General features: G+C 53.9%; 20 protein-coding genes. 9 read left to right on the top strand and 11 right to left on the bottom strand.

The genetic code is table 11. The features are described 5' to 3' along the window. Nucleotides 1-24: 24 nt before the first annotated feature. Complete coding sequence (betI, locus tag AAH450_RS04300; RefSeq protein ID WP_342909062.1) at nucleotides 25-621, bottom strand: transcriptional regulator BetI; 597 nt, start codon at nucleotides 619-621, stop codon at nucleotides 25-27. A 662-nt stretch (nucleotides 622-1283) separates the two neighbouring features. Here betI and dtpA point away from each other — a divergent pair. Next, nucleotides 1284-2777, top strand: coding sequence for a dipeptide/tripeptide permease DtpA (gene dtpA, locus AAH450_RS04295; RefSeq protein ID WP_342909061.1), 1494 nt, complete (start codon nucleotides 1284-1286; stop codon nucleotides 2775-2777). 54 nt (nucleotides 2778-2831) lie between these two features. Here dtpA and AAH450_RS04290 read toward each other — a convergent pair whose 3' ends face one another. Together AAH450_RS04290 and AAH450_RS04285 are read right to left on the bottom strand one after the other, a co-directional pair. Continuing rightward, a complete protein-coding gene (locus AAH450_RS04290) occupies nucleotides 2832-3713 on the bottom strand; it encodes a pyridoxamine 5'-phosphate oxidase family protein (protein WP_342909060.1) in 882 nt (293 codons plus the stop codon). Nucleotides 3714-3715: 2 nt separating this feature from the next. Continuing rightward, complete coding sequence (locus AAH450_RS04285) at nucleotides 3716-4333, bottom strand: glutathione S-transferase (protein ID WP_342909059.1); 618 nt, start codon at nucleotides 4331-4333, stop codon at nucleotides 3716-3718. 96 nt (nucleotides 4334-4429) lie between these two features. Between AAH450_RS04285 and AAH450_RS04280 the strand changes: the two genes are divergently transcribed. Together AAH450_RS04280 and gstA are read left to right on the top strand one after the other, a co-directional pair. Beyond that, nucleotides 4430-5362 carry a LysR family transcriptional regulator gene (locus AAH450_RS04280; protein WP_342909058.1) on the top strand — a complete coding sequence of 311 codons (933 nt, stop codon included), beginning with the start codon at nucleotides 4430-4432 and terminating at the stop codon, nucleotides 5360-5362. 83 nt (nucleotides 5363-5445) lie between these two features. Further along, nucleotides 5446-6054, top strand: a complete 609-nt coding sequence (gstA, locus tag AAH450_RS04275; RefSeq protein WP_342909057.1) for a glutathione transferase GstA — start codon at nucleotides 5446-5448, stop codon at nucleotides 6052-6054. A gap of 42 nt (nucleotides 6055-6096) precedes the next feature. Here gstA and pdxY read toward each other — a convergent pair whose 3' ends face one another. From pdxY to anmK, 5 genes are all read right to left on the bottom strand, one after another. Continuing rightward, nucleotides 6097-6957, bottom strand: a complete 861-nt coding sequence (gene pdxY, locus AAH450_RS04270; RefSeq protein WP_342909056.1) for a pyridoxal kinase PdxY — start codon at nucleotides 6955-6957, stop codon at nucleotides 6097-6099. Nucleotides 6958-7012: 55 nt separating this feature from the next. Then, nucleotides 7013-8287: a tyrosine--tRNA ligase gene (tyrS, locus tag AAH450_RS04265; protein ID WP_342909055.1), complete on the bottom strand. Its 1275-nt coding sequence runs from the start codon at nucleotides 8285-8287 to the stop codon at nucleotides 7013-7015. A gap of 135 nt (nucleotides 8288-8422) precedes the next feature. Beyond that, nucleotides 8423-9079: a pyridoxamine 5'-phosphate oxidase gene (pdxH, locus tag AAH450_RS04260; RefSeq protein ID WP_342909054.1), complete on the bottom strand. Its 657-nt coding sequence runs from the start codon at nucleotides 9077-9079 to the stop codon at nucleotides 8423-8425. Nucleotides 9080-9144: 65 nt separating this feature from the next. Next, complete coding sequence (locus tag AAH450_RS04255) at nucleotides 9145-9456, bottom strand: MliC family protein (protein ID WP_342909053.1); 312 nt, start codon at nucleotides 9454-9456, stop codon at nucleotides 9145-9147. Between the two features lie 21 nt (nucleotides 9457-9477). Beyond that, on the bottom strand, nucleotides 9478-10599 hold the full coding sequence (anmK, locus tag AAH450_RS04250; protein WP_342909052.1) for an anhydro-N-acetylmuramic acid kinase: 1122 nt from the start codon (nucleotides 10597-10599) through the stop codon (nucleotides 9478-9480). A 276-nt stretch (nucleotides 10600-10875) separates the two neighbouring features. Between anmK and slyB the strand changes: the two genes are divergently transcribed. Beyond that, on the top strand, nucleotides 10876-11343 hold the full coding sequence (gene slyB, locus AAH450_RS04245; RefSeq protein WP_306212679.1) for an outer membrane lipoprotein SlyB: 468 nt from the start codon (nucleotides 10876-10878) through the stop codon (nucleotides 11341-11343). 34 nt (nucleotides 11344-11377) lie between these two features. On the opposite strand, the gene slyA is transcribed toward slyB, so the two are convergent. Next, entirely contained in the window at nucleotides 11378-11815 is a 438-nt protein-coding gene (slyA, locus tag AAH450_RS04240) for a transcriptional regulator SlyA (RefSeq protein WP_342909051.1), read from the bottom strand. 148 nt (nucleotides 11816-11963) lie between these two features. On the opposite strand from slyA, the gene AAH450_RS04235 reads away from it, so the two are divergent. Genes AAH450_RS04235 through AAH450_RS04225 form a run of 3 tightly spaced genes read left to right on the top strand, consistent with a single transcriptional unit; the run spans nucleotide 11964 to nucleotide 15075 of the window. After that, nucleotides 11964-12203: a DUF1656 domain-containing protein gene (locus AAH450_RS04235; protein WP_318792033.1), complete on the top strand. Its 240-nt coding sequence runs from the start codon at nucleotides 11964-11966 to the stop codon at nucleotides 12201-12203. Then, nucleotides 12200-13057, top strand: coding sequence for an HlyD family secretion protein (locus AAH450_RS04230; protein WP_342909050.1), 858 nt, complete (start codon nucleotides 12200-12202; stop codon nucleotides 13055-13057). Before AAH450_RS04235 ends, AAH450_RS04230 begins: the two co-directional genes overlap by 4 nt. Then, complete coding sequence (locus AAH450_RS04225) at nucleotides 13054-15075, top strand: FUSC family protein (RefSeq protein WP_342909049.1); 2022 nt, start codon at nucleotides 13054-13056, stop codon at nucleotides 15073-15075. Before AAH450_RS04230 ends, AAH450_RS04225 begins: the two co-directional genes overlap by 4 nt. 5 nt (nucleotides 15076-15080) lie before the next feature. Here AAH450_RS04225 and sodC read toward each other — a convergent pair whose 3' ends face one another. Continuing rightward, nucleotides 15081-15599, bottom strand: a complete 519-nt coding sequence (gene sodC / locus AAH450_RS04220; RefSeq protein WP_342909048.1) for a superoxide dismutase [Cu-Zn] SodC — start codon at nucleotides 15597-15599, stop codon at nucleotides 15081-15083. A 117-nt stretch (nucleotides 15600-15716) separates the two neighbouring features. Continuing rightward, on the bottom strand, nucleotides 15717-15956 hold the full coding sequence (locus AAH450_RS04215; protein ID WP_342909047.1) for a DUF1289 domain-containing protein: 240 nt from the start codon (nucleotides 15954-15956) through the stop codon (nucleotides 15717-15719). A gap of 236 nt (nucleotides 15957-16192) precedes the next feature. Here AAH450_RS04215 and eptA point away from each other — a divergent pair, with 236 nt between their 5' ends. Beyond that, on the top strand, nucleotides 16193-17827 hold the full coding sequence (gene eptA / locus AAH450_RS04210; protein ID WP_342909046.1) for a phosphoethanolamine transferase EptA: 1635 nt from the start codon (nucleotides 16193-16195) through the stop codon (nucleotides 17825-17827). A 212-nt stretch (nucleotides 17828-18039) separates the two neighbouring features. Continuing rightward, nucleotides 18040-19143: an alkene reductase gene (nemA, locus tag AAH450_RS04205; protein WP_342909045.1), complete on the top strand. Its 1104-nt coding sequence runs from the start codon at nucleotides 18040-18042 to the stop codon at nucleotides 19141-19143. Nucleotides 19144-19280: the final 137 nt, after the last annotated feature.

Raw genomic sequence — 19280 nt, 5'->3', positions numbered from 1 at the left:
GCCATGCCTCCTCCTTTGGGGGGGTTAGTGTGCCGGGCCTGATAGCCACAGCGCGAGATTTTGATAGCAAAGCGCACGGGCGTTCTCCAGGCCCTGAGCCATCGGCTGTGGCGCCAGCGTCATACGCAGCCACAAACCGTCAATGAGCGCCGCCATGCTGGCTCCTGCCGCACGAGCCTTCTCAACAGGAAGTACCCTTGCGAACTGCGCCGTCAGGTTGGAATAGAGGCGTCTGTCGTTAATGCATTGCAGACGGTGCAGATTGGGTTGATGCAGGCTGTTAGTCCAGAACGCCAGCCAGGTCTTCAGCACCGGGCTGTCAATCTGCGACACATCAAAGTTACCGTCGATAATGGCGCGTATTTGCGCTTCCGGCAGCTTTGCCGCCTGCTGACGATACTGAACCACCGCCTGATAAAGGTCAGAAAGGATCTGGCGCATACAGGCATCCAGCAGGCCATTTTTGTCGCCAAAATAGTGGCTGACAATCCCGGTGGATACGTCCGCCTCTTTGGCGATCAGTGCCAGGCTTGCATCTGCCAGCCCTACTCTGTCGATAACGGTCAGGGTGGCATGAATTAACTGCGCCTGACGGATCACTTTCATTCCAACTTTTGGCATCGCTTCATCGGTTTTAGCTATTGAATGAAAGTGATTATAGCCTTTTTATATTGAACGTTCAATCAATAAAAAAAAGGCGCGCAGCTTCAACAGCCCTGTCTCAACGTGCGACGGCTCACAGTCACTACAAAAAAGTGGGTTAAATTTGTCGGAACGTCCGCGCGGATGAATAAAAGAAGAGAGAGCAAGAAAAAGTTAATTTTCAATAATTATTATGTTGGCTTAAAGTGATCTGAATCACATTTAGATCATTTCCCTGCGATAAAATAAGTCCCGCCGCTATGTAATGGTGTGTATAGCTGCTAACAGACTCATTAATAGCTATTAATTTTACCTTTATTAAAGCAAGCAGTGGATATCTCCTTTATTCACCCAGGACTCCCGCTTTTACAGCGAGAAATGAGAGGCGCGTCCTTTTTAAGCTGTTTATTCTTAAAGGAAAATAGTTAACAGTATATTCATCTATCGATGAATATTTCACCGCAGGTTAACACTCGATAAGCGCCCGAGTACCTTATAAGAAAAAATGCTTGCCTGATCTGCTTCGATCGGCGAAATTAACCGCCGCTTTTCATTTCTTATAATCATGCGGCGAATGCCCACCTTGTGCTACGACGACTTTATTCAGGAGTCGAAACAGGCTACGAACATCAGAGGTACCAGTGTCAACTGCAAACAAACATCCTGAGGTCAACAGCCTCAATGCGTTCAAGCAACCTAAATCGTTCTATCTGATTTTTTCTATCGAACTGTGGGAACGCTTCGGCTATTACGGCCTGCAAGGCATCATGGCGGTCTACCTGGTAAAAATGCTGGGTATGTCCGAAGCGGAGTCGATCACCCTGTTCTCCTCCTTTAGTGCGCTGGTCTATGGTCTGGTTGCCGTGGGCGGCTGGCTGGGCGATAAAGTGCTGGGAACCAAACGCGTTATCGTGTTGGGGACGCTGGTGCTGGCGCTGGGTTATGCGCTGGTGGCCTGGTCAGGGCATGACGTGAGCATGGTTTATATCGGCATGGCGACCATTGCCGTCGGTAACGGCCTGTTCAAGGCTAACCCCTCAGCCCTGCTCTCTACCTGCTACCAAAAAGATGACCCGCGCCTGGATGGGGCTTTCACCATGTATTACATGGCGATTAATATCGGCTCCTTCTTCTCGATGCTGGCGACGCCGTGGCTGGCGGCAAAATTTGGCTGGAGCGTGGCGTTCTCCCTCTCCTTTATCGGTATGCTGCTGACGCTGGTCAACTTTATGCTGTTCCGCAAATGGGTAAAAAATTACGGTTCTAAGCCCGATTTTGCCCCACTTCAGGTTGGCAAATTACTGGCCACGCTGGTGGGTGTCGCCGTACTGATCGTGCTGGCGACCTGGCTGCTGCACAACCAGGGCATCGCCCGTCTGGTGCTGGCGGTGATCGCTGCGGGCATCGTTGTGATCTTCGCTAAAGAAGCCTTTGCGATGAAAGGCGCCGCGCGCCGCAAAATGATCGTCGCGTTTATGCTGATGGTCGAAGCGGTGGTGTTCTTTGTCCTCTATATGCAGATGCCTACTTCCCTGAACTTCTTTGCTATTCGCAACGTTGAACACAGCATCTTCGGCATCGCCTTTGAGGCTGAACAGTATCAGGCGCTGAACCCGTTCTGGATTATGATTTTCAGCCCGATTCTGGCCGCTATCTATAACAAGATGGGCGACCGTCTGCCGATGCCGCACAAGTTTGCGCTGGGGATGATCCTCTGCTCGGCTGCCTTCCTGGTTCTGCCGCTGGGCGCGAAGTTTGCCAATCAGATGGGCATCGTTTCCGTTAACTGGCTGATCCTCAGCTATGCGCTACAGAGCGTGGGTGAACTGATGATTTCAGGCCTGGGCCTGGCTATGGTGGCGCAGTTAGTGCCACAGCGCCTGATGGGCTTCATTATGGGTTCCTGGTTCCTGACCACCGCTGGCGCTGCAATGATTGCCGGTAAAGTGGCGAACCTGATGGCCGTACCGGAAAATATCACCGATCCGCTACAATCCCTGAACGTCTATGGCGATGTCTTCCTGCAAATTGGTATCGCGACAGGTGTTATCGCCATTCTGATGATGCTGACAGCACCTAAGCTGAACCGCATGACGCAGGACGAGCAAGGCGACTTAAAAGAAGTTAAAGCATAACGCATTGCTGTCTGTGCTGAGGGCGACAGAGATGTCGCCCTTTTTTATTGCCGGTTATCCGGCTGCAACCGAAGAATCAGCATATTCAACAGCAAGTCCCGCCGGCGCAAAGAGCTGGCGGATGCGCCAGACCTTTTCAATTTCCACATACCAGAAGCGTTCGGTCAGCCCCTTCCCCCTTTGCCAGTCAATCTCCGCTTTACCCTGAATATGCAGCGCAGCGCCCTGCTGGAAATCGGGGATCAGCAGGGCGCAGCGTGGCTCAACCAGCAAATTGCCCAGCGTGTTCATATAACGGTTGCCGACATAATCAGGGATTTTCAGTTTTCCCTGCTCCAGTGAGAGAAACCCCGGCAGACCGCCACGATGGGAAATATCTGTCCCCCCCACATCCCCCTGGCGTGGTGCCACGCTGGCGACAAAAAAGGTATCCGCAGCGCCAAGGGCATAACGCGCAGCAGCATCCAGAGTCGCAAGCTGCTCCACCTCCACCGGGCCTTTTTCGCTACTGTAGCGGAGATGACGCCGCTGGATATATTTCGGGCAGTTGCCAAAGCTTTCCTCCACGCGGATCGCAACTTGTTCTTCATCTACAGCCTGAACCACACCATTCACCCGGTTACGCCTGCGGTTAGAGAAATCAATGCCCAGACCTCCTACCGCCATTCCTGCTTTCAGCGCGGGGAGTAAAGGCGTTGCCCGCAGAGCGCGCTGTGTGAGCGTCAGCAGACCAGACCCCGCGCTGCTGACGAAACCCAGCTCTCCCTGCAATAGACCCGCTACCGGATAGCCATCCTCACCCAGCGTTGCCAGGTAAAAAGTCTGTAGACCGGCAAAGAACTGACGATGCTGCTCAGGCATGGCGGGATAGATGGCGGCCCTGACCTCGCCATATCCCGCCCGCTGCTGGGCGTGCTGTTCCCCTGGATGAAACATGGCTAAATCAACTCAGGTTGCGGCAGCGGAGGAAGCCCAATAAAACCGGGCATTGCCTCGACGTTTTGCAGCCACTGCTGAATGGCAGGATAATCTGCAAGTGAAATGCCGCCCTCCGGCGCGCAGGCCACGTAGGCGTAACAGGCCAGATCGGCCAGCGTAGCCTGTTCCCCCACCAGCCAGCGTTTACCGGTCAGATGCTGTTCCATCTGCGGCAGAAATTTAGCCGCCACACTACAGGCCGATGCATAATTCTCCGGCGTGGAAAACTGCCTGATTAGCCTGGCAGAGGCCAGGCCATAGCGGATTTCACCGGCAGCTTTTGCCAGCCACTGATGCACTTCCACTTCCTGCAACAGATCCTGCGGCAGCCAGTGGCTCTCTGGCGCATAACGCTTAACCAACCATATAAGGATAGCGTTGCTGTCTGTAATAACGGTTTCCCCCTCCACCAGCACGGGTATTTGCCCAAGCGGATTCAGCGCCAGAAACTGCGCAGTTTGACGTATGTCCGCACCGGCTTCGATCTCTTTAAACGGGAGATCCAGCAGGGTGAGAAGTAATTTTACCCGATGTCCGTGCCCCGATAACGGAGTGTTGTAGAGCGTTAATGCGGTCATGATCTTCTCCTCTTGAGTTTCCCTGAGCTTACTCTTGCAGCAAATGGACGGAAAGCTGCATTATGGCAATTCATAATTTCTTTTAGTGGAAGAGTGATGGACAAGCTGGATGAACTTGAGGTGTTTGTGGCAGTGGTGCAACAGGGTAGCCTGGCGGCGGCAGCGCGGAAGCTGCGGCGTTCTCCCCCCGCGATTACCCGTGCGTTGGCCTCGCTGGAGAGCCGCTTCGCGGCCAGCCTGATTGAGCGAACCACACGCAATATGTCCCCGACGCCCGCCGGGCTAGCGCTGTTTGAACGGGCCAGGACGCTCATAAGTGATTACCAACAGGCGATTCAGGACTCCTCTAAATCTCAGCTCAACGGCCTGCTACGCATAACTGCCCCGGTACAGTTTGGCCGCAAGTTTATCGCTCCGCTGGTGCTGGAGTTTATCGATCGCTATCCCGGCATTCAGGTTGAACTGCTGCTTAACGACAGCTACCAGGATCTGCTGGAACAGGGGCTGGATATCGCCGTGCGCATCGGCCAGCTACGGGATTCATCGCTGGTTGCTGTGGAGACGGGAACCGTCCAGCGTATCCTGCTTGCCAGCCCTGAGTATCTGGCACGCGCCGGCAACCCGGCCTCGCCGGCCGATTTGGCGGCCCATACGCTGATAGCGGGAACCTCCGTGAGTTCAGTCAGAGAGTGGCGCTTTGGTGCGGTGACTCATCAGGAACGCGTGCGCATTCAGCCCACATTTATGGTTAACGAAGTGGAAACGCAGTTAATCGCCGCCAGAGCGGGTAAAGGCATTACCCGCCTGCTCTCTTATCAGGCTTATGATGACCTGGCGCAGGGCACGCTTTGCGAGGTGCTGCCTTCCAGTCGGCCTGCCCCCCTGCCCGTACAGCTGGTCACGCAGAATCTGAAATATATGCCTGCCAGAGTCCGCGCATTCTGGGATAACGCCAGGGAAGCGCTGTCAGCCCTCACCTGCCTGCAAGCCGAAAGCATGACGCCGGTTAAGAAACAGACAGATAATTAATGAAAGTTATCCCCTGGCGCTGACTTTTCAGCCAGCTACATTAAGCTCAAAATATCTTTCGCTAATCAGCTGTAGGAGCCTGCATGAAACTCTACTTTAAGTCCGGGGCCTGTTCGCTCTCGCCTCACATTGTATTGCATGAGTCTGGTCTTGATTTCACAGTGGTGTCGGTAGATTTAACGAGCAAAAAAACCGAGCAGAACGGTGACTTTCTGGCCATCAATCCACAGGGCAAGGTACCTGCGCTGGAGCTGGATGATGGCACGATCCTGACCGAAACCGTGGCGATTGTTCAGTATATTGCAGACCAGAAACCGGACCGCCAGCTGCTGGCGCCCACCGACTGCCTGACGCGCTATCAGACGCTGGAATGGCTGAATTTTATCGCCACCGCGCTGCATGAAAATTTCTATGCGCTTTACCGTTCTGGCGTGCCTGAAGAGTACCGCACCCAGGTGCGGGAACAGTTGCAGAGCAAATTTCACCGGATAAATGAGGCACTGGAGGGAAAACAGTGGTTGATGGGGCAGCACTTTACCGTGGCAGATGCCTACCTGTTTACGGTGATGCGTTGGGCGAAGGCGGTGAAGCTGGATTTCACCGGACTGGATAAGTTAACAACGTGGTTTGAACGAGTGGCAGAACGGCCCGCCGTGGCAGCAGCGTTACAGGCTGAAGGCATACAGGGCTGAAGTGTTCCCTCTGCCCTGTACTGGCAGAGGGAATTTGTGCTGTTACAGTTTTTCTGCCGCGAAATGCTGCTGCGGATTAGCTATGCCATCCTGCGCCGCGACCAGCTGTAATTCATACTCGCCCATCTCATGGGTTTTCAGCATCACTTCATACACAGCCGCAGTTATATGCTCCAGCGCCTCTTTGAGGGATTTACCCTGCAACAGATCAACCAGCAGCAGGCCACTGGTGAGATCGCCCACGCCCACAGGCTGCCTTACGCCGAAATCGACCAGAGGACGGCTGATGTGCCAGGCTTCATCCGCCGTCACCAGCAGCATTTCAAATCTGTCGCTGCGCAGCCCTGCTCTTGCCAGGTGCTTCACCAGCACTACTTTCGGCCCTTTAGCAATCAGCTCACGGGCGGTGGCCACAGCCTGCTCTACGTCGGTGACCGCGTGTCCGCTCAGCATTTCCAGCTCAAGCAGGTTTGGCGCAATGATATCGCTGGCGGGCAGCGCAGAGCGGGTATGAAACTCCGCTACGCCCGGTGCCACAATGCAGCCTTTTTCCGGGTGGCCCATGACCGGATCGCAGAAATACCACGCAGCAGGGTTGGCCGCTTTTACCTGGCGCACAATCTCCAGGATCTGCTCGCCCTGCTCTGCCGAGCCTAAATAGCCGCTCAGCACTGCATCGCAGGTTTTCAGACGATCAATATCAGCAATGCCTTTAACAATTTCGGTCAGATGGGTGGCGGGCATCACCACGCCGGTCCAGTGCCCATACTGCGTATGGTTGGAAAACTGAACGGTGTTCAGCGGCCAAACGTTTGCGCCCATGCGGCGCATAGGAAATTCAGACGCGCTGTTTCCCGCATGACCAAACACCGTATGCGACTGTATAGAGAGAATGTTTTTCATAACGAACCCTGCCTAAAAAGAAAGGCCGGACTGGCCGGCCTGGGGTGATATGGTTTTATTTCCAGACAATCAGGCTGTAATTCTTTTTTCCACGGCGCAGCAGCGTAAAGCGGTCAAACAGGCGGTCTGCATCAGTAAAGAGGTACTCTGCACTGAGCTGAGGCTCGCCGTTAATGCTGACCGCTTTGGAGTCAATCAGCTTACGGGCCTGTCCCCGTGAAGGTGCAAGGTCGCCATCCACCATTGCCTGCTGCAAATCCTGTCCACGCTCCAGCTCAACGAACGGCATGCCATCCTGCGCCAGCTGCTCGAAGTCAGCTTCCGTCATCTCGTTCAGCGCGCCGGAGAAAAGGCTTTTGGTGATACGTACCGCAGCGGCAAGGCCTTCTTCGCCATGTACCAGTTTTGTTACCTGCTCGGCCAGCACATATTGTGCACGAGGCGCTTTGCCACTGTTTTTGTCTTCCTCTTCCAGCGCATTGATCTCTTCAAGGCTCATAAAGGTGAAGAATTTCAGGAAACGATACACATCAGCATCTGCGGTGTTGATCCAGAACTGGTAGAACTTGTAAGGACTGGTTTTGCTGGCATCAAGCCAGACAGCGCCGCCTTCGGTTTTACCAAATTTGGTGCCGTCCGATTTGGTGATCAGCGGCACGGTCAGACCAAAGACCTGGTTCTGATGCAGACGGCGGGTAAGATCGATGCCGGAGGTGATGTTGCCCCACTGATCGGAACCGCCAATCTGTAGCGACACGCCATGCAGCTTGTTCAGGCAGGCAAAGTCGTAACCCTGTAGCAGGTTGTAGGAGAACTCGGTAAAGGAGATGCCCTGATCGTCACGGTTAAGGCGCTGCTTCACCGCTTCTTTATTAATCATCTGATTAACGGAGAAGTGCTTGCCAATATCACGCAGGAAGGTCAGCACATTCATGTTGCCAAACCAGTCATAGTTATTAGCAGCGATAGCGCTGTTGTCACCGCAGTCAAAGTCGAGGAAGGGGGCAACCTGATGGCGGATTTTTTCCACCCATTCATTCACCGTCTCGTTGGTATTGAGCTTACGCTCCGCCGCTTTAAAGCTGGGGTCGCCAATCAGGCCGGTGGCACCGCCCACCAGCGCGACCGGGCGATGCCCGGCATCCTGGAAGCGTTTCAGGCAGAGTAACGGCACCAGATGCCCCAAATGCAAGCTGTCGGCAGTGGGATCAAAGCCGCAATAGAGTGCGATTGGCCCCTGCGCCAGTCGTTCTGCTAACGCCTCTTGATCCGTGACCTGGGCTACCAGGCCCCGCTCTTGCAATTGTGTGATCAGGTTACTGCTGGCCATCTTTGACTCCATGTAAAAAAGTCTGCACCTTAGCTGGTACACAGCTTTCCGCTGATTCGCGGAGAGAAAATAAGGCGTATAGAATAAAGCGCTGGCGCACTCTGTGCCAGCGCTTAACAGGATTATTTCAGGGGTTCAGGGTGCCAGGCGATCGATTTTCCAGCTATCCGCTTCACGCTGGTAGAAAAAGCGGTCATGAAGACGATGCTCGCCCCCCTGCCAGAACTCCATTGAATCGATTTTGATGCGGAAACCGCCCCAGAAACTGGGCAGAGGAATTTCCCCCTGCTGAAACTTTTGCTTCAGCTCCAGGAACTTGCCTTCCAGTACGCCTCTGGCAGAGATGCGGCTGGACTGTTTCGATACCCAGGCACCAATCTGACTCTCGCGCGGGCGGCTGTGGAAATACTTCATTACCTCCAGCATCGAGAGCTTCTCCACCGTTCCCAGCACCATCACCTGACGCTCCAGCATGTGCCACGGAAACAGCAGGCTGATGCGGGGATTGCTCTCCAGGTGATGGGCCTTGCGGCTGCCCAGGTTGGTATAGAACACCATGCCACGCTGATCGAAATGCTTCAGCAGCACAATGCGCTGGTAAGGTTGCCCCTGCTGATCTACGGTTGCCACACTCATCGCCGTAGGATCGGGCAGTTGCGCCTCAACAGCCTGGCCCAGCCAGTGCTCAAACAGCACCAGCGGGTCGGCAGGCAGATCGTTACGGCGCAGGCCGCCACGGGTATATTCACGGCGCAGATGGGCAATCTGCTGTAGGTTGTCGCTTTCGTTCATCGCTCAGGCTTCAGCTTGAAGGGGGATGCTGCATTGTGCGCTTCATCCCGATGGGTTTCAACGGGTTAACTGCCATTGAGGCGGCAGTCATTGATAATGACTTTATCATTTCGCTCGATAAACGCCCCGTCACCTTTAGACCAGAAAACATAGGTTCCGTCACTGTAACGGGTACCGGAGGCGGCTTCCTGCTGTTTTAATGTCAGCGGGTTACCATCAAGGATAAGGTTAACCTCCTCACGGCTATTATCAACAACCACCGTCAGGGGCAGCGTTCCGCAGGTGTAGTGCAAGGTTTTCTGCTGCTCCGGTGCTGAATGGAAATAGCTACAGCCCGACAGTAACGCCAGCGTGGACAGTAAAAGTATCTTCTTCATATTCTCTCCTGTGAACAGGGGTTAGCGATAACGGGCAGGGTTAGCGGGATAGATAGCGCCAATCACCGAAGCTTCTTTCGCTCCCGTTACTGAGGGCAAATTTCCAGGCAAACCCGATAAAGTACGGTAAGCCAGCCAGGCGAAAGCCAGCGCTTCCATATCATCACCGCCGACCCCCGCTTCATCCGTGCTGCCCACTTCAATCCCCGGAAGCTGTGCTGCCAGCCTTGACATCAGCAGGGGGTTCCTGCTGCCGCCGCCACAAACCAGCAGCCGCTCGCACCCGCCGCACAGCATGACCTGTTCCGCAATAGTCACTGCGGTAAGTTCCGCCAGCGTCGCCTGTACATCCTGGGGTTGCAGTCCGGGGAAGGCAGAAAGCTGTTGCTCCACCCAGCCCAGATTAAAGTATTCGCGACCGGTAGATTTAGGTGCCGGTAGTGAGAACCAGGGGTCGCTCAGCATCTGTTGCAGCAGCGGCCTGATAACGCTGCCCTGTCGGCCCCATTCGCCATCTTTATCATATCCTTTACCCTGATGGCGCCAGATCCAGGCATCCAGCAGCATATTGCCGGGACCGGTATCGTAGCCACCGATCGGTTTGCCGGGGATCAACAGCGAAAGATTGGCGATGCCACCGATGTTCAACACCATCCGGCGCTCTTCAGGGTGCATCAGAATAGCCTGATGGAAGGCGGGCACCAGCGGCGCGCCCTGCCCGCCAAGCGCCATATCGCGACGACGGAAATCTCCCACCACGGTGATGCCGGTAGCAGCGACAATCTGGTTGTTATCGCCAATCTGCAAGGTATTTGGCGCCTCGCCCTGCGGCTCATGCCAGACCGTTTGCCCGTGGCAACCGATCGCCGTAATATCCTCTTTCTCAAGCCCTTCACGCTGGATCAAGGCCTGCACCGCTTCGGCAAATACCCTTCCCAACTGCGTGTCTATCTGGCCCAACTGAGAGAGCGTTAATGACTGTCCCTGACAGATCCCCAACACTGCCTGACGCAAAGCTGGCGGCATGGGATGGCAGTAGCTTGCCTGCTGCGCCACCATATGCTCATCAATGGCTGCCAGCACCACATCAATGCCATCCAGGCTGGTACCGGACATCACGCCAATATAGCGTCCTGATTTCATTGTTTCGCCTTACCCGTTGGGGTTTGCTGAATTTCCTGCCTACAGCGTCGCAAAATCAGCCGGGCAATTCTATGATTAACTAACCATTTTTAAAGGCTGGCTGGATATTTAGCTCTCTTTACGCAATTTTGCAGCTGATTGATTTATGGTTTATGCATGTTGCGCTACGCTGGGGGTAGCAGTTTTTTTACCCAACTTAGCGGCTTGTGCCATATAATTACCCTATTGAACGCTGCGCAATTATCTGCAGCAAATGGAAAAGTAAGGAGTTTTACGATGATTAAGCGTTTATTAGTCGTGGCACTGACTGGCGTGACATTGGCAGGATGCAGCAACACTGACACCCTTTCTGGTGATGTTTACAGTGCCTCAGAAGCCAAGCAAGTGCAAAACGTCACTTACGGAACGCTGGTTTCCGTCCGCCCGGTTCAGATTCAGGGTGGAGATGACAATAATGTCATTGGTGCAATTGGCGGTGCGGTACTGGGGGGCTTCCTGGGAAATACTCTGGGCGGCGGTACTGGCCGTAGCCTTGCTACCGCAGCTGGCGCAGTGGCTGGCGGAGTAGCGGGTCAGGGTGTACAGGGCGCAGCTAACAAAACGCAGGGTGTGGAGCTGGAAATCCGCAAAGATGACGGCAATACCATTATGGTCGTGCAGAAACAGGCTGCCAGCCGTTATGCCGTTGGCCAGCGTGTAACCATGGCCTCTAACGGAAGTCAGGTCACCGTTTCACCACGATAAGTAACAATAAAAAAACCGGCCTCAGCCGGTTTTTTTATTCATCCCGACCCTGTAGTTCCAGGATGTTTTTTTCGAGACGGGCTATCAGCGTCACCAGTTTGTCGATTTCACTTTGCGAAATACCTGACAAAATATCATCCCGTGTAGCTTCAATAACATGTTCAACCTGGGTGATGATGGGTGCAGCTTCAGCCGTGAGCTTAATCCGCTTAGCGCGGCGATCGCTGGCACAGGTCGTCCGGGTAATCAGCCCCTTCTCCTCCAGCTGATCCAGCGTACGCACCAGTGAAGGCTGCTCTATACCTATCGCCTTGGCTAACTGAATTTGTGACTGTTCAGGCGGCAGCTGATGAATATTGTGCAGCGTTACCCAGTGCGTCTGCGTGAGTTCCAGTGGCTTAAGGCGCTGATCGATCAGTGAACGCCAGATACGCACCAGTCTGGCGAGATCCGTTCCTAATGGGGTATCCAATTTCATCTCCTTATAATTAGCTTGCTAGCTATCATGCCTCATTTTAGACTATTCTGCGAGTTTACAGGACAAAATACAAATTCATCCCTTTTGAAAAGTATTGATTACCCGGCGCGCCGCAAACGGCCTGGCAAGAAGGATTTACTTCGTGGATAACGCACATTTCTCCTCCTCCTCACCGCTGACAGACCTGGTTTTTGGCGCCTCGGTGTTTTTTCCACCGATTTTCAAAGCCGTACTGCTGGGGTTTTTCTTCTGGCTGTTACTACATCCCCTGCTGCGGGGCTGGATCTACTCTGGCGAAATCTGGCACCCAACGCTGCTGGATCTTTCTCTCTTTATTCTTTGTGTCAGCGTTTCGCTGTGGCTGTTGCAGGTGAACGGATGAAATTCAGCACATTAAAATATTTTTCCACGGTAATTTTCTTTGCAGCGGCGCTCTGTGCCGGTTGGTGGTTGTGGAATTACTATATGCAGTCACCCTGGACCCGCGATGGTAAAGTCCGCGCAGAGCTGGTTAATATCACGCCGCAGGTTTCCGGGCGTATTGCGCAACTGGCGATCAAAGATAATCAGTTTGTCACCCGAGGCACGACCTTACTGACTTTAGATGATGAACCTTACCGGATTGCCGTGCTGAATGCTGAGGCACAGTTGGCAAAAGCGCAGTCTGATTTACTGAAATCACAGCATGAAGCGCGCCGCCGTCAGAGTCTGCCGCGCAATGTGATCTCCGCAGAGGATCTGGATGCAGCCAGCCTCAGCGCCAAAGGCATGGCCGCAACGGCAAAGGCGGCTCAGGCAGAACTGGAGCAGGCGCAATGGAACCTGTCGCAAACCCGGATAACAGCACCAACTGACGGCTGGATAACTAACCTGGTGATACGTCCGGGAAATTACGCCACCAGCGGTACGCCGCTGTTTGCCCTGGTCGACAGCCATTCATTTTACGTAATGGGTTATTTTGAAGAAACCAAGCTGCGGCATATCCGTGCAGGATATAAGGCCAGCGTGCGTCTCTATAGCGATAACCGGACGTTACAGGGCGAGGTCGAGAGCATTGGTCGGGCTATTTATGATCAGAGCGTTGAAACGGACAGCGGTCTGGTACCAGATATCAAACCAAACGTGCCGTGGGTGCGACTGGCTCAGCGTGTTCCGGTACGTATCCGCCTGACATCTGTCCCTGCGGATCTGCCGCTGGTGGCGGGAACCACCTGTAGCGTCTCTGTTCAGCCATGAATCTCAGTTGGCTTGCCTGGCAAAACCTTCCGTGGTGTAAAGCCACCGCAGGCCAGTGGCGCTACGCCCTCCGCAACGCCATTGCCATGTGTCTGGCGCTGAGTATTGCCTATGGTCTTCAGCTGGATGAACCCTACTGGGCGATGACTTCGGCCGCCGTGGTCAGTTTCCCCACCGTAGGCGGCGTCATCAGCAAAAGTCTGGGGCGCATCGCCGGTAGCCTGCTGGGAGCCGGCGCAGCGCTGCTGATTGCCGGGCATACGCTTAATGAACCCTGGCTGTTTGCCCTGTCGATGTCCGCCTGGCTGGCGCTTTGCACCTGGGTTGCCAATCATTATCAAAACAACGTCGCCTACGCCTTCTCTCTGGCTGGCTACACAGCGGCTATTATCGCCTTTACCACGGTCAATATCACCGACATCAACGATCTGTGGAATATTACTCAGGCACGGGTGTGCGAAGTGATTTCAGGCATTTTGTGTGGCGGGTTGATGATGATGATCCTGCCCAGCACCTCAGACGGCGATACGCTGATCCAGTCATTAAAAGCGATGCATACCCGTCTGCTGGAGCATGCCGGGCTGCTGTTGCAGCGTGAAACCACCGATAACGTTCGCAGCGCACATGAGAGCGTTATCGGTCAGATCCTCACCATGAACCTGTTAAGGATCCAGGCGTTCTGGAGCCACTACCGTTTTCGCCGTCAGAACAACGTACTCAATTACGTTCTTCATCAGCAGCTACGGCTGACCAGCGTTATCTCCAGCCTGCGCCGAATGCTGCTTAACTGGCCAGAGCCGCCGGAGATCCTCTTTACCACGCTACAGGCGCTGCTCAGCGAGCTGGCAAAACCGGAGTGTAATAAATATCGTCTGGCGCAAATTCTGAGCCAGGCTGCCCCTGACGACAAGCAAGATTATCGCCATCAGGCGTTCTGGCACCGCTTACGCTATTTCTGCTGGCTCTATCTGAATATCAGCCGCTGGCTGAGGCAGTTTGAACGTGCGGATGCCGACACGACTCTCTCTCCGCCAGCCGTCCCGGCGCTGGCACGTCATGCCGACAGTGCTGAAGCGAGCTGGAGCGCCTTGCGCACTTTTATCGTTATTCTGCTGGGTTGCGCCTTTACTATTACCACCCAGTGGGAGGCCGGTGATGCTGCCATTACCCTTGCTGCTATCAGCTGTGTGCTCTATTCGTCAGTGCCTTCTCCCAGCAACAGCGTCTCGTTGTTGCTGAAAACGCTGCTGCTGTTGAGCCTTTTCAGCTTTATCATCAAATTTGGTCTGATGGTGCAGATCAGCGTGCTGTGGCAGTTTTTACTCTTTCTCTTCCCTTTGCTCATCACGCTCCAGCTGTTTAAGTTGCAACAGAAAAAACGCGCCAGCCTCTGGGCGCAGCTGATTGTGTTTGGCGGATCGTTTCTGGCGGTCACTAACCCGCCTGTTTATGATTACCAGGCGTTTCTGAATGATAATCTGGCGAAAGTTTTTGGCGTGATGCTGGCCTGGCTGGCCTTTCAGATCCTGCGTCCCAGCTCGGATAAACGCCGCAGCCGCAGACACATCCGTGCTCTGCGTCGGGAATTTCTCGACCAGCTCAGTCGGCGTCCTCACCTCAGCCAAAGCACGTTTGAATCGCTGATCTACCATCGGGTCAATCAACTTAACAGCAGTCGCGACGACAGCGCTCGTTTATGGTTGCTGCGCTGGGGCGTGGTGCTGCTGAACTGCTCACATATTGTCTGGCAGCTGCGTGAATGGCACAGTGAGGCCAGCGAGCTGACCGATATGCGCGAGGTGACGCTGCAAAATTTACACCGGATCATCGGCGAACGTGGTGTGCACCACCATTCACTGGCGCAAACGCTGGAAGAATTATCGCAGAGAATTGAAAGGTTGCAGGCCATCGGCAATGATGAAGCCAGCGAGCTGGCGGGAATTATCTGGCGGCTGTTTTGTTCACTTTCTCAGTTGCAACAGGCGCTGCCGGAAGAGGCACGTGCGGCAGGCGCCTGATGCTATCAGATCACGCCGCAGGCGAAGCGATCGCCCCCGCCACCCAGCGGTTTCGGCATATCCGAATGGTTATCGCCGCCCATATGGATCATCAGCGCTTTGCCTTTAATTTCTGAGAGTTTCTTGATGCGCGGTGCCAGTACCGGATAGGTTGCCATGCCATCGTCAGTCACAAACAAGGCGGGCAAATCGCCCAGGTGTCCGTTCTGCCAGGGGCCAAGATGTTTACCCGACCCCGACGGGTCCAGATGCCCGCCAGCCGCTCCGGCCGGAACAATTTTACCCTCTTTGGTTTGCGGTTCGCAGCTCCCTTTTGCATGAACATGGAAACCATGAATGCCCGCCGGGAGGTCATGAAGCGCTGGGGTAAACGTGATGCCGTAAGGCGTCTCTTCCAGCGTCACGGTACCGATGCTTTCACCTGCCCCCTGCGGAGTAGCCAGCTTTATATCAACTTTTTCACTGGCCGCCTGTGCAAAACAACCTGTTGCCAACAGCAGCGCCATCAGAGTCAAACGTTTCATATACTTCCCTTATCTCATCCAGAGTGGAGCTATAAGCCTGGTAAGTTTCAGAGAAAATGCCTGTTAAAAGCTGTTTATTGACTCTTTTTTACCTGAGCCATCACTAAACCGGCCCGATTAAAACAGTGAAGGCTGTTCCGGCTCATCAGGAACCTCCGCTTTGCCCGCACGTTGCAGACGAAGATAGCGCTGGCGACAGAGGCGGATCACCTCCCGCTTTTGCGCATCGGTAAATTTCATCCAGTTGAAGCGCTCTTCGCGACTTCTGAGACAGCCACGGCAGTAGCCGCGATCGTCAGACTGACAAATCCCCCGACAGGGACTTGGCACCGGGAAAAACTCAAGTTGTTCTGCCACTGTCCCTCCTGAATATATGCCAGTCCCTTATTGAAGATCGGTTATTCCCCGACCGCAAGTCTGAACGCTCTTTTTTTGCTCTACAGGCAGGCGCAAGACTTTTCCTGTTCCGGACATAACCCGAAGATAACCGGCGGCTATTTTCTGCGGGAGTTCGCATTGTTGAGCACAGATTAAGGTTTCACTAAGGTTCCAACGCTAAGCTTGCCGCAGAATTTATTTTTTCATGGAATGCTATGAAACAGCTATTAAAGTTACGGTGTAACGAAAACGCTTTTAACCTTTATGTTACGATTTTCTTTACGTTTATTCTCAACGCGCTCTTCCTGATGCGTGCCTGGGAGACAATCCCTTACACCACATTTCATGATTATATTTTTGCTGCCTCCCTGCCCGTGGTGCTGTTTTGTGCCTTCCTGATTATCTTCAGCGTGGCTGCTGTGCCCTGGTTCCGTAAACCTTTGCTAATCATTCTGGTGCTGGCAGGGGCCGCTGCGAACTACTTTATCTACAGCTTTGGCACGGTCATTGACACAAATATGATCCAGAATGTGTTTGAAACTGACGCCCAGGAAGCCGCGGCTCTGTTCAGCCTTCGTTATCTGCTGTGGATAACGGCTTTAGGTATCGTGCCCGCCGTGTTAATTGCAGCCGTAAAAATTACTTCTCATCGTCCCTGGTGGATGAACATTGCTATACGAGCTTTGACCATGATGGCAGCGCTCGCCGTGATTTTGCTGGTAGCCGCTCTTTTCTATAAAGATTACGCCTCACTGATCCGCAATAACAAAGGACTGGTCAAAATGATTACCCCTGTTAACGTGGTCAGCAGCGTGGGGCATTATGCAGATAATCGCTGGTTTTCCGGCGATCAGACGCTGGTGCGGATTGGTCAGGATGCGAAGAAAGGGCCGCTAATCAGGGCGGAAAAGAAAAAAACGCTGGTGGTCTTTGTGCTGGGTGAAACAGGCCGGGCAGAAAACTTTTCCCTGGGTGGCTATGCCCGCGAAACCAATCCTGAACTGAAAAAGCAGAATGTTATTTACTATCAGAACGCAACCTCCTGCGGCACCGAAACCGCTATTTCAGTACCCTGCATGTTCTCCAATATGCCGCGTGAACATTATGATGCCAGCCTGGCACGACATCAGGAAGGTGTACTGGATGTGATGGCCCATGCTGGGGTAAACGTCTTGTGGCGTGAAAATGATGGCAGCTGTAAAGGTGCCTGCGATCGTGTGCCCCATACCGATATGACAAAATGGAATGTCAAAGCGCTGTGTAAAAGTGATTACTGTCTGGATGACGTGCTGTTGCACCGCCTGGACCACTATATCGACAGCGTGAAAGACGACACGGTTATTGTACTGCATCAGATGGGAAGCCACGGACCAGCCTATTATCTGCGTTACCCGGCGGCGATGCGCAAGTTCACCCCTACCTGCGACAGCAATCAGATTCAGGATTGTGAACACCAGGCTTTGGTGAATACTTATGACAACTCGATCCTCTATACCGATGCGATGGTGGCCGACACCATCAACCTGCTGAAGTCCCGGAGTGATAAATTCAACGTGGCGCTGGTCTATCTTTCCGATCATGGGGAATCACTTGGGGAACATGGCATGTATCTGCATGGCGCACCTTACGTCTTTGCTCCCTCCCAGCAGACGCACATTCCTTTCCTGCTCTGGATGTCGCCAGATTACGCCAGCGCCTTTGGCATCCGTGAGGACTGTCTTCGCCAGGCCGCCAGAACCGAGGCGGTGTCACAGGACAACATCTTCCATACGCTGCTGGGAATGATGAATGTGCAGACCAAAGAGTATCAGCCAGCGCTGGATATGATCCGATCGTGCCAGGCGCACTAGCCCTGTTTGTACCAGACCTGCCGGTCTGGTACGCTACCTGAATAGTCTATTTTTGCAGGCGAAAACGCTTCGCCTGCTCTAAACTCTTCCTCTCTCTATACTTCCAGAGAGCGCACTTACGGTTAATGCCTTGCAGAAGATTACGCGTAGGCTGCCAGCGCTACTTTAAAAAAAAGACTAGTGTCTAGTCGACCGGTCTACCAGGAGAAATAATGGAATTGAAAAAACTGTTCACCCCTTTAAAAACGGGTGCGATTACCGTTCCTAACCGCATTTTTATGGCCCCTCTGACCCGACTGCGCAGTATTGAACCGGGCGATATTCCTACTCCACTGATGGGTGAATATTATCGCCAGCGTGCCAGCGCGGGACTGATCATCACCGAAGCGACACAAATTTCTGCACAGGCTAAAGGCTACGCCGGTGCGCCAGGCCTGCACTCAGCAGCGCAAATTTCCGCCTGGAAGGCGATCAATGCAGGCATTCACCAGGCGGATGGCCACAGCGCCGTTCAGCTCTGGCATACTGGCCGTATTTCCCACACCAGCGTGCAGCCAGAGGGTAAAGCCCCGGTTTCCTCATCTGCTATTAACGCAGAAACCCGTACTTCCCTGCGTAATGAGCAGGGAGAGGCAATACGCGAAGCCACATCCACTCCACGCGCGCTTGAAGTGAATGAAATTGCAGAGGTGGTTAATGATTTCCACCAGGCGGTCATTAATGCCCGTGAAGCGGATTTTGACCTGGTAGAGCTACACTCTGCCCACGGTTATCTGATCCATCAGTTCCTCTCGCCTGCATCGAACCAGCGCACCGACAGCTACGGTGGCAGCGTAGAAAACCGCACCCGCTTTGCACTGGAAGTGGTTGATGCGGCCATTGCCGCCTGGAGCGCTGACCGCATCGGGATCCGCATCTCCCCCCTTGGCCCGTTCAACGGCCTGGATAATGGTGAAGATCAGGAAGCCGCTGCGATCTATTACATCAGTGAGCTGGCGAAGCGTAATCTGGCGTATCTGCACATTTCCGAGCCTGACTGGGCCGGCGGCAAGCCTTACAGCGAAGCGTTCCGTAAAGCTATTCGCAACGTCTACCCCGGCGTGATTGTGGGTGCTGGCGCGTATACTGCCGAAAAAGCTGAAGATTTGATTGAAAAAGGGCTGATTGACGCTGCTGCCTTTGGCCGCGTTTATATTGCGAACCCGGATCTGGTTGAGCGCCTGCGTGAAAACGCTCCGCTTAACGCGCCACGTCCAGAGCTGTTCTACGGCGGCGGTGCAGAAGGTTATACCGATTATCCCTCTCTTGCCGGATAAGCGTTAACAGAAAGAAGATCAGGCTGCGCCCGACGCAGCCTGTACCCTTAATAAGCTTTGCTGGCAGTTTATTTCCCCGCAGGCAGAGCCTTCTGATTACCCTGCCGGAAAATCATCGCTATACTTATTTTTTTAAC

The sequence above is a fragment of the Erwinia magellanica genome, from assembly GCF_039023495.1.
GTDB lineage: Bacteria > Pseudomonadota > Gammaproteobacteria > Enterobacterales > Enterobacteriaceae > Erwinia.
This window is presented reverse-complemented; position numbering and strand designations above follow the sequence as displayed.

Bases quoted from the DNA above. Each gene is read 5' to 3' on its own strand.
- pdxH (WP_342909054.1), bottom strand. From the start codon at position 9,079: ATGAACGAAAGCGACAACCTACAGCAGATTGCCCATCTGCGCCGTGAA.
- AAH450_RS04230 (WP_342909050.1), top strand. From the start codon at position 12,200: ATGAAATTCAGCACATTAAAATATTTTTCCACGGTAATTTTCTTTGCA.
- anmK (WP_342909052.1), bottom strand. From the start codon at position 10,599: ATGAAATCAGGACGCTATATTGGCGTGATGTCCGGTACCAGCCTGGAT.
- eptA (WP_342909046.1), top strand. From the start codon at position 16,193: ATGAAACAGCTATTAAAGTTACGGTGTAACGAAAACGCTTTTAACCTT.
- sodC (WP_342909048.1), bottom strand. From the start codon at position 15,599: ATGAAACGTTTGACTCTGATGGCGCTGCTGTTGGCAACAGGTTGTTTT.
- pdxY (WP_342909056.1), bottom strand. From the start codon at position 6,957: ATGAAAAACATTCTCTCTATACAGTCGCATACGGTGTTTGGTCATGCG.
- betI (WP_342909062.1), bottom strand. From the start codon at position 621: ATGCCAAAAGTTGGAATGAAAGTGATCCGTCAGGCGCAGTTAATTCAT.
- AAH450_RS04255 (WP_342909053.1), bottom strand. From the start codon at position 9,456: ATGAAGAAGATACTTTTACTGTCCACGCTGGCGTTACTGTCGGGCTGT.
- AAH450_RS04290 (WP_342909060.1), bottom strand. From the start codon at position 3,713: ATGTTTCATCCAGGGGAACAGCACGCCCAGCAGCGGGCGGGATATGGC.
- slyB (WP_306212679.1), top strand. From the start codon at position 10,876: ATGATTAAGCGTTTATTAGTCGTGGCACTGACTGGCGTGACATTGGCA.
- AAH450_RS04280 (WP_342909058.1), top strand. From the start codon at position 4,430: ATGGACAAGCTGGATGAACTTGAGGTGTTTGTGGCAGTGGTGCAACAG.
- AAH450_RS04285 (WP_342909059.1), bottom strand. From the start codon at position 4,333: ATGACCGCATTAACGCTCTACAACACTCCGTTATCGGGGCACGGACAT.
- AAH450_RS04225 (WP_342909049.1), top strand. From the start codon at position 13,054: ATGAATCTCAGTTGGCTTGCCTGGCAAAACCTTCCGTGGTGTAAAGCC.
- tyrS (WP_342909055.1), bottom strand. From the start codon at position 8,287: ATGGCCAGCAGTAACCTGATCACACAATTGCAAGAGCGGGGCCTGGTA.
- gstA (WP_342909057.1), top strand. From the start codon at position 5,446: ATGAAACTCTACTTTAAGTCCGGGGCCTGTTCGCTCTCGCCTCACATT.
- nemA (WP_342909045.1), top strand. From the start codon at position 18,040: ATGGAATTGAAAAAACTGTTCACCCCTTTAAAAACGGGTGCGATTACC.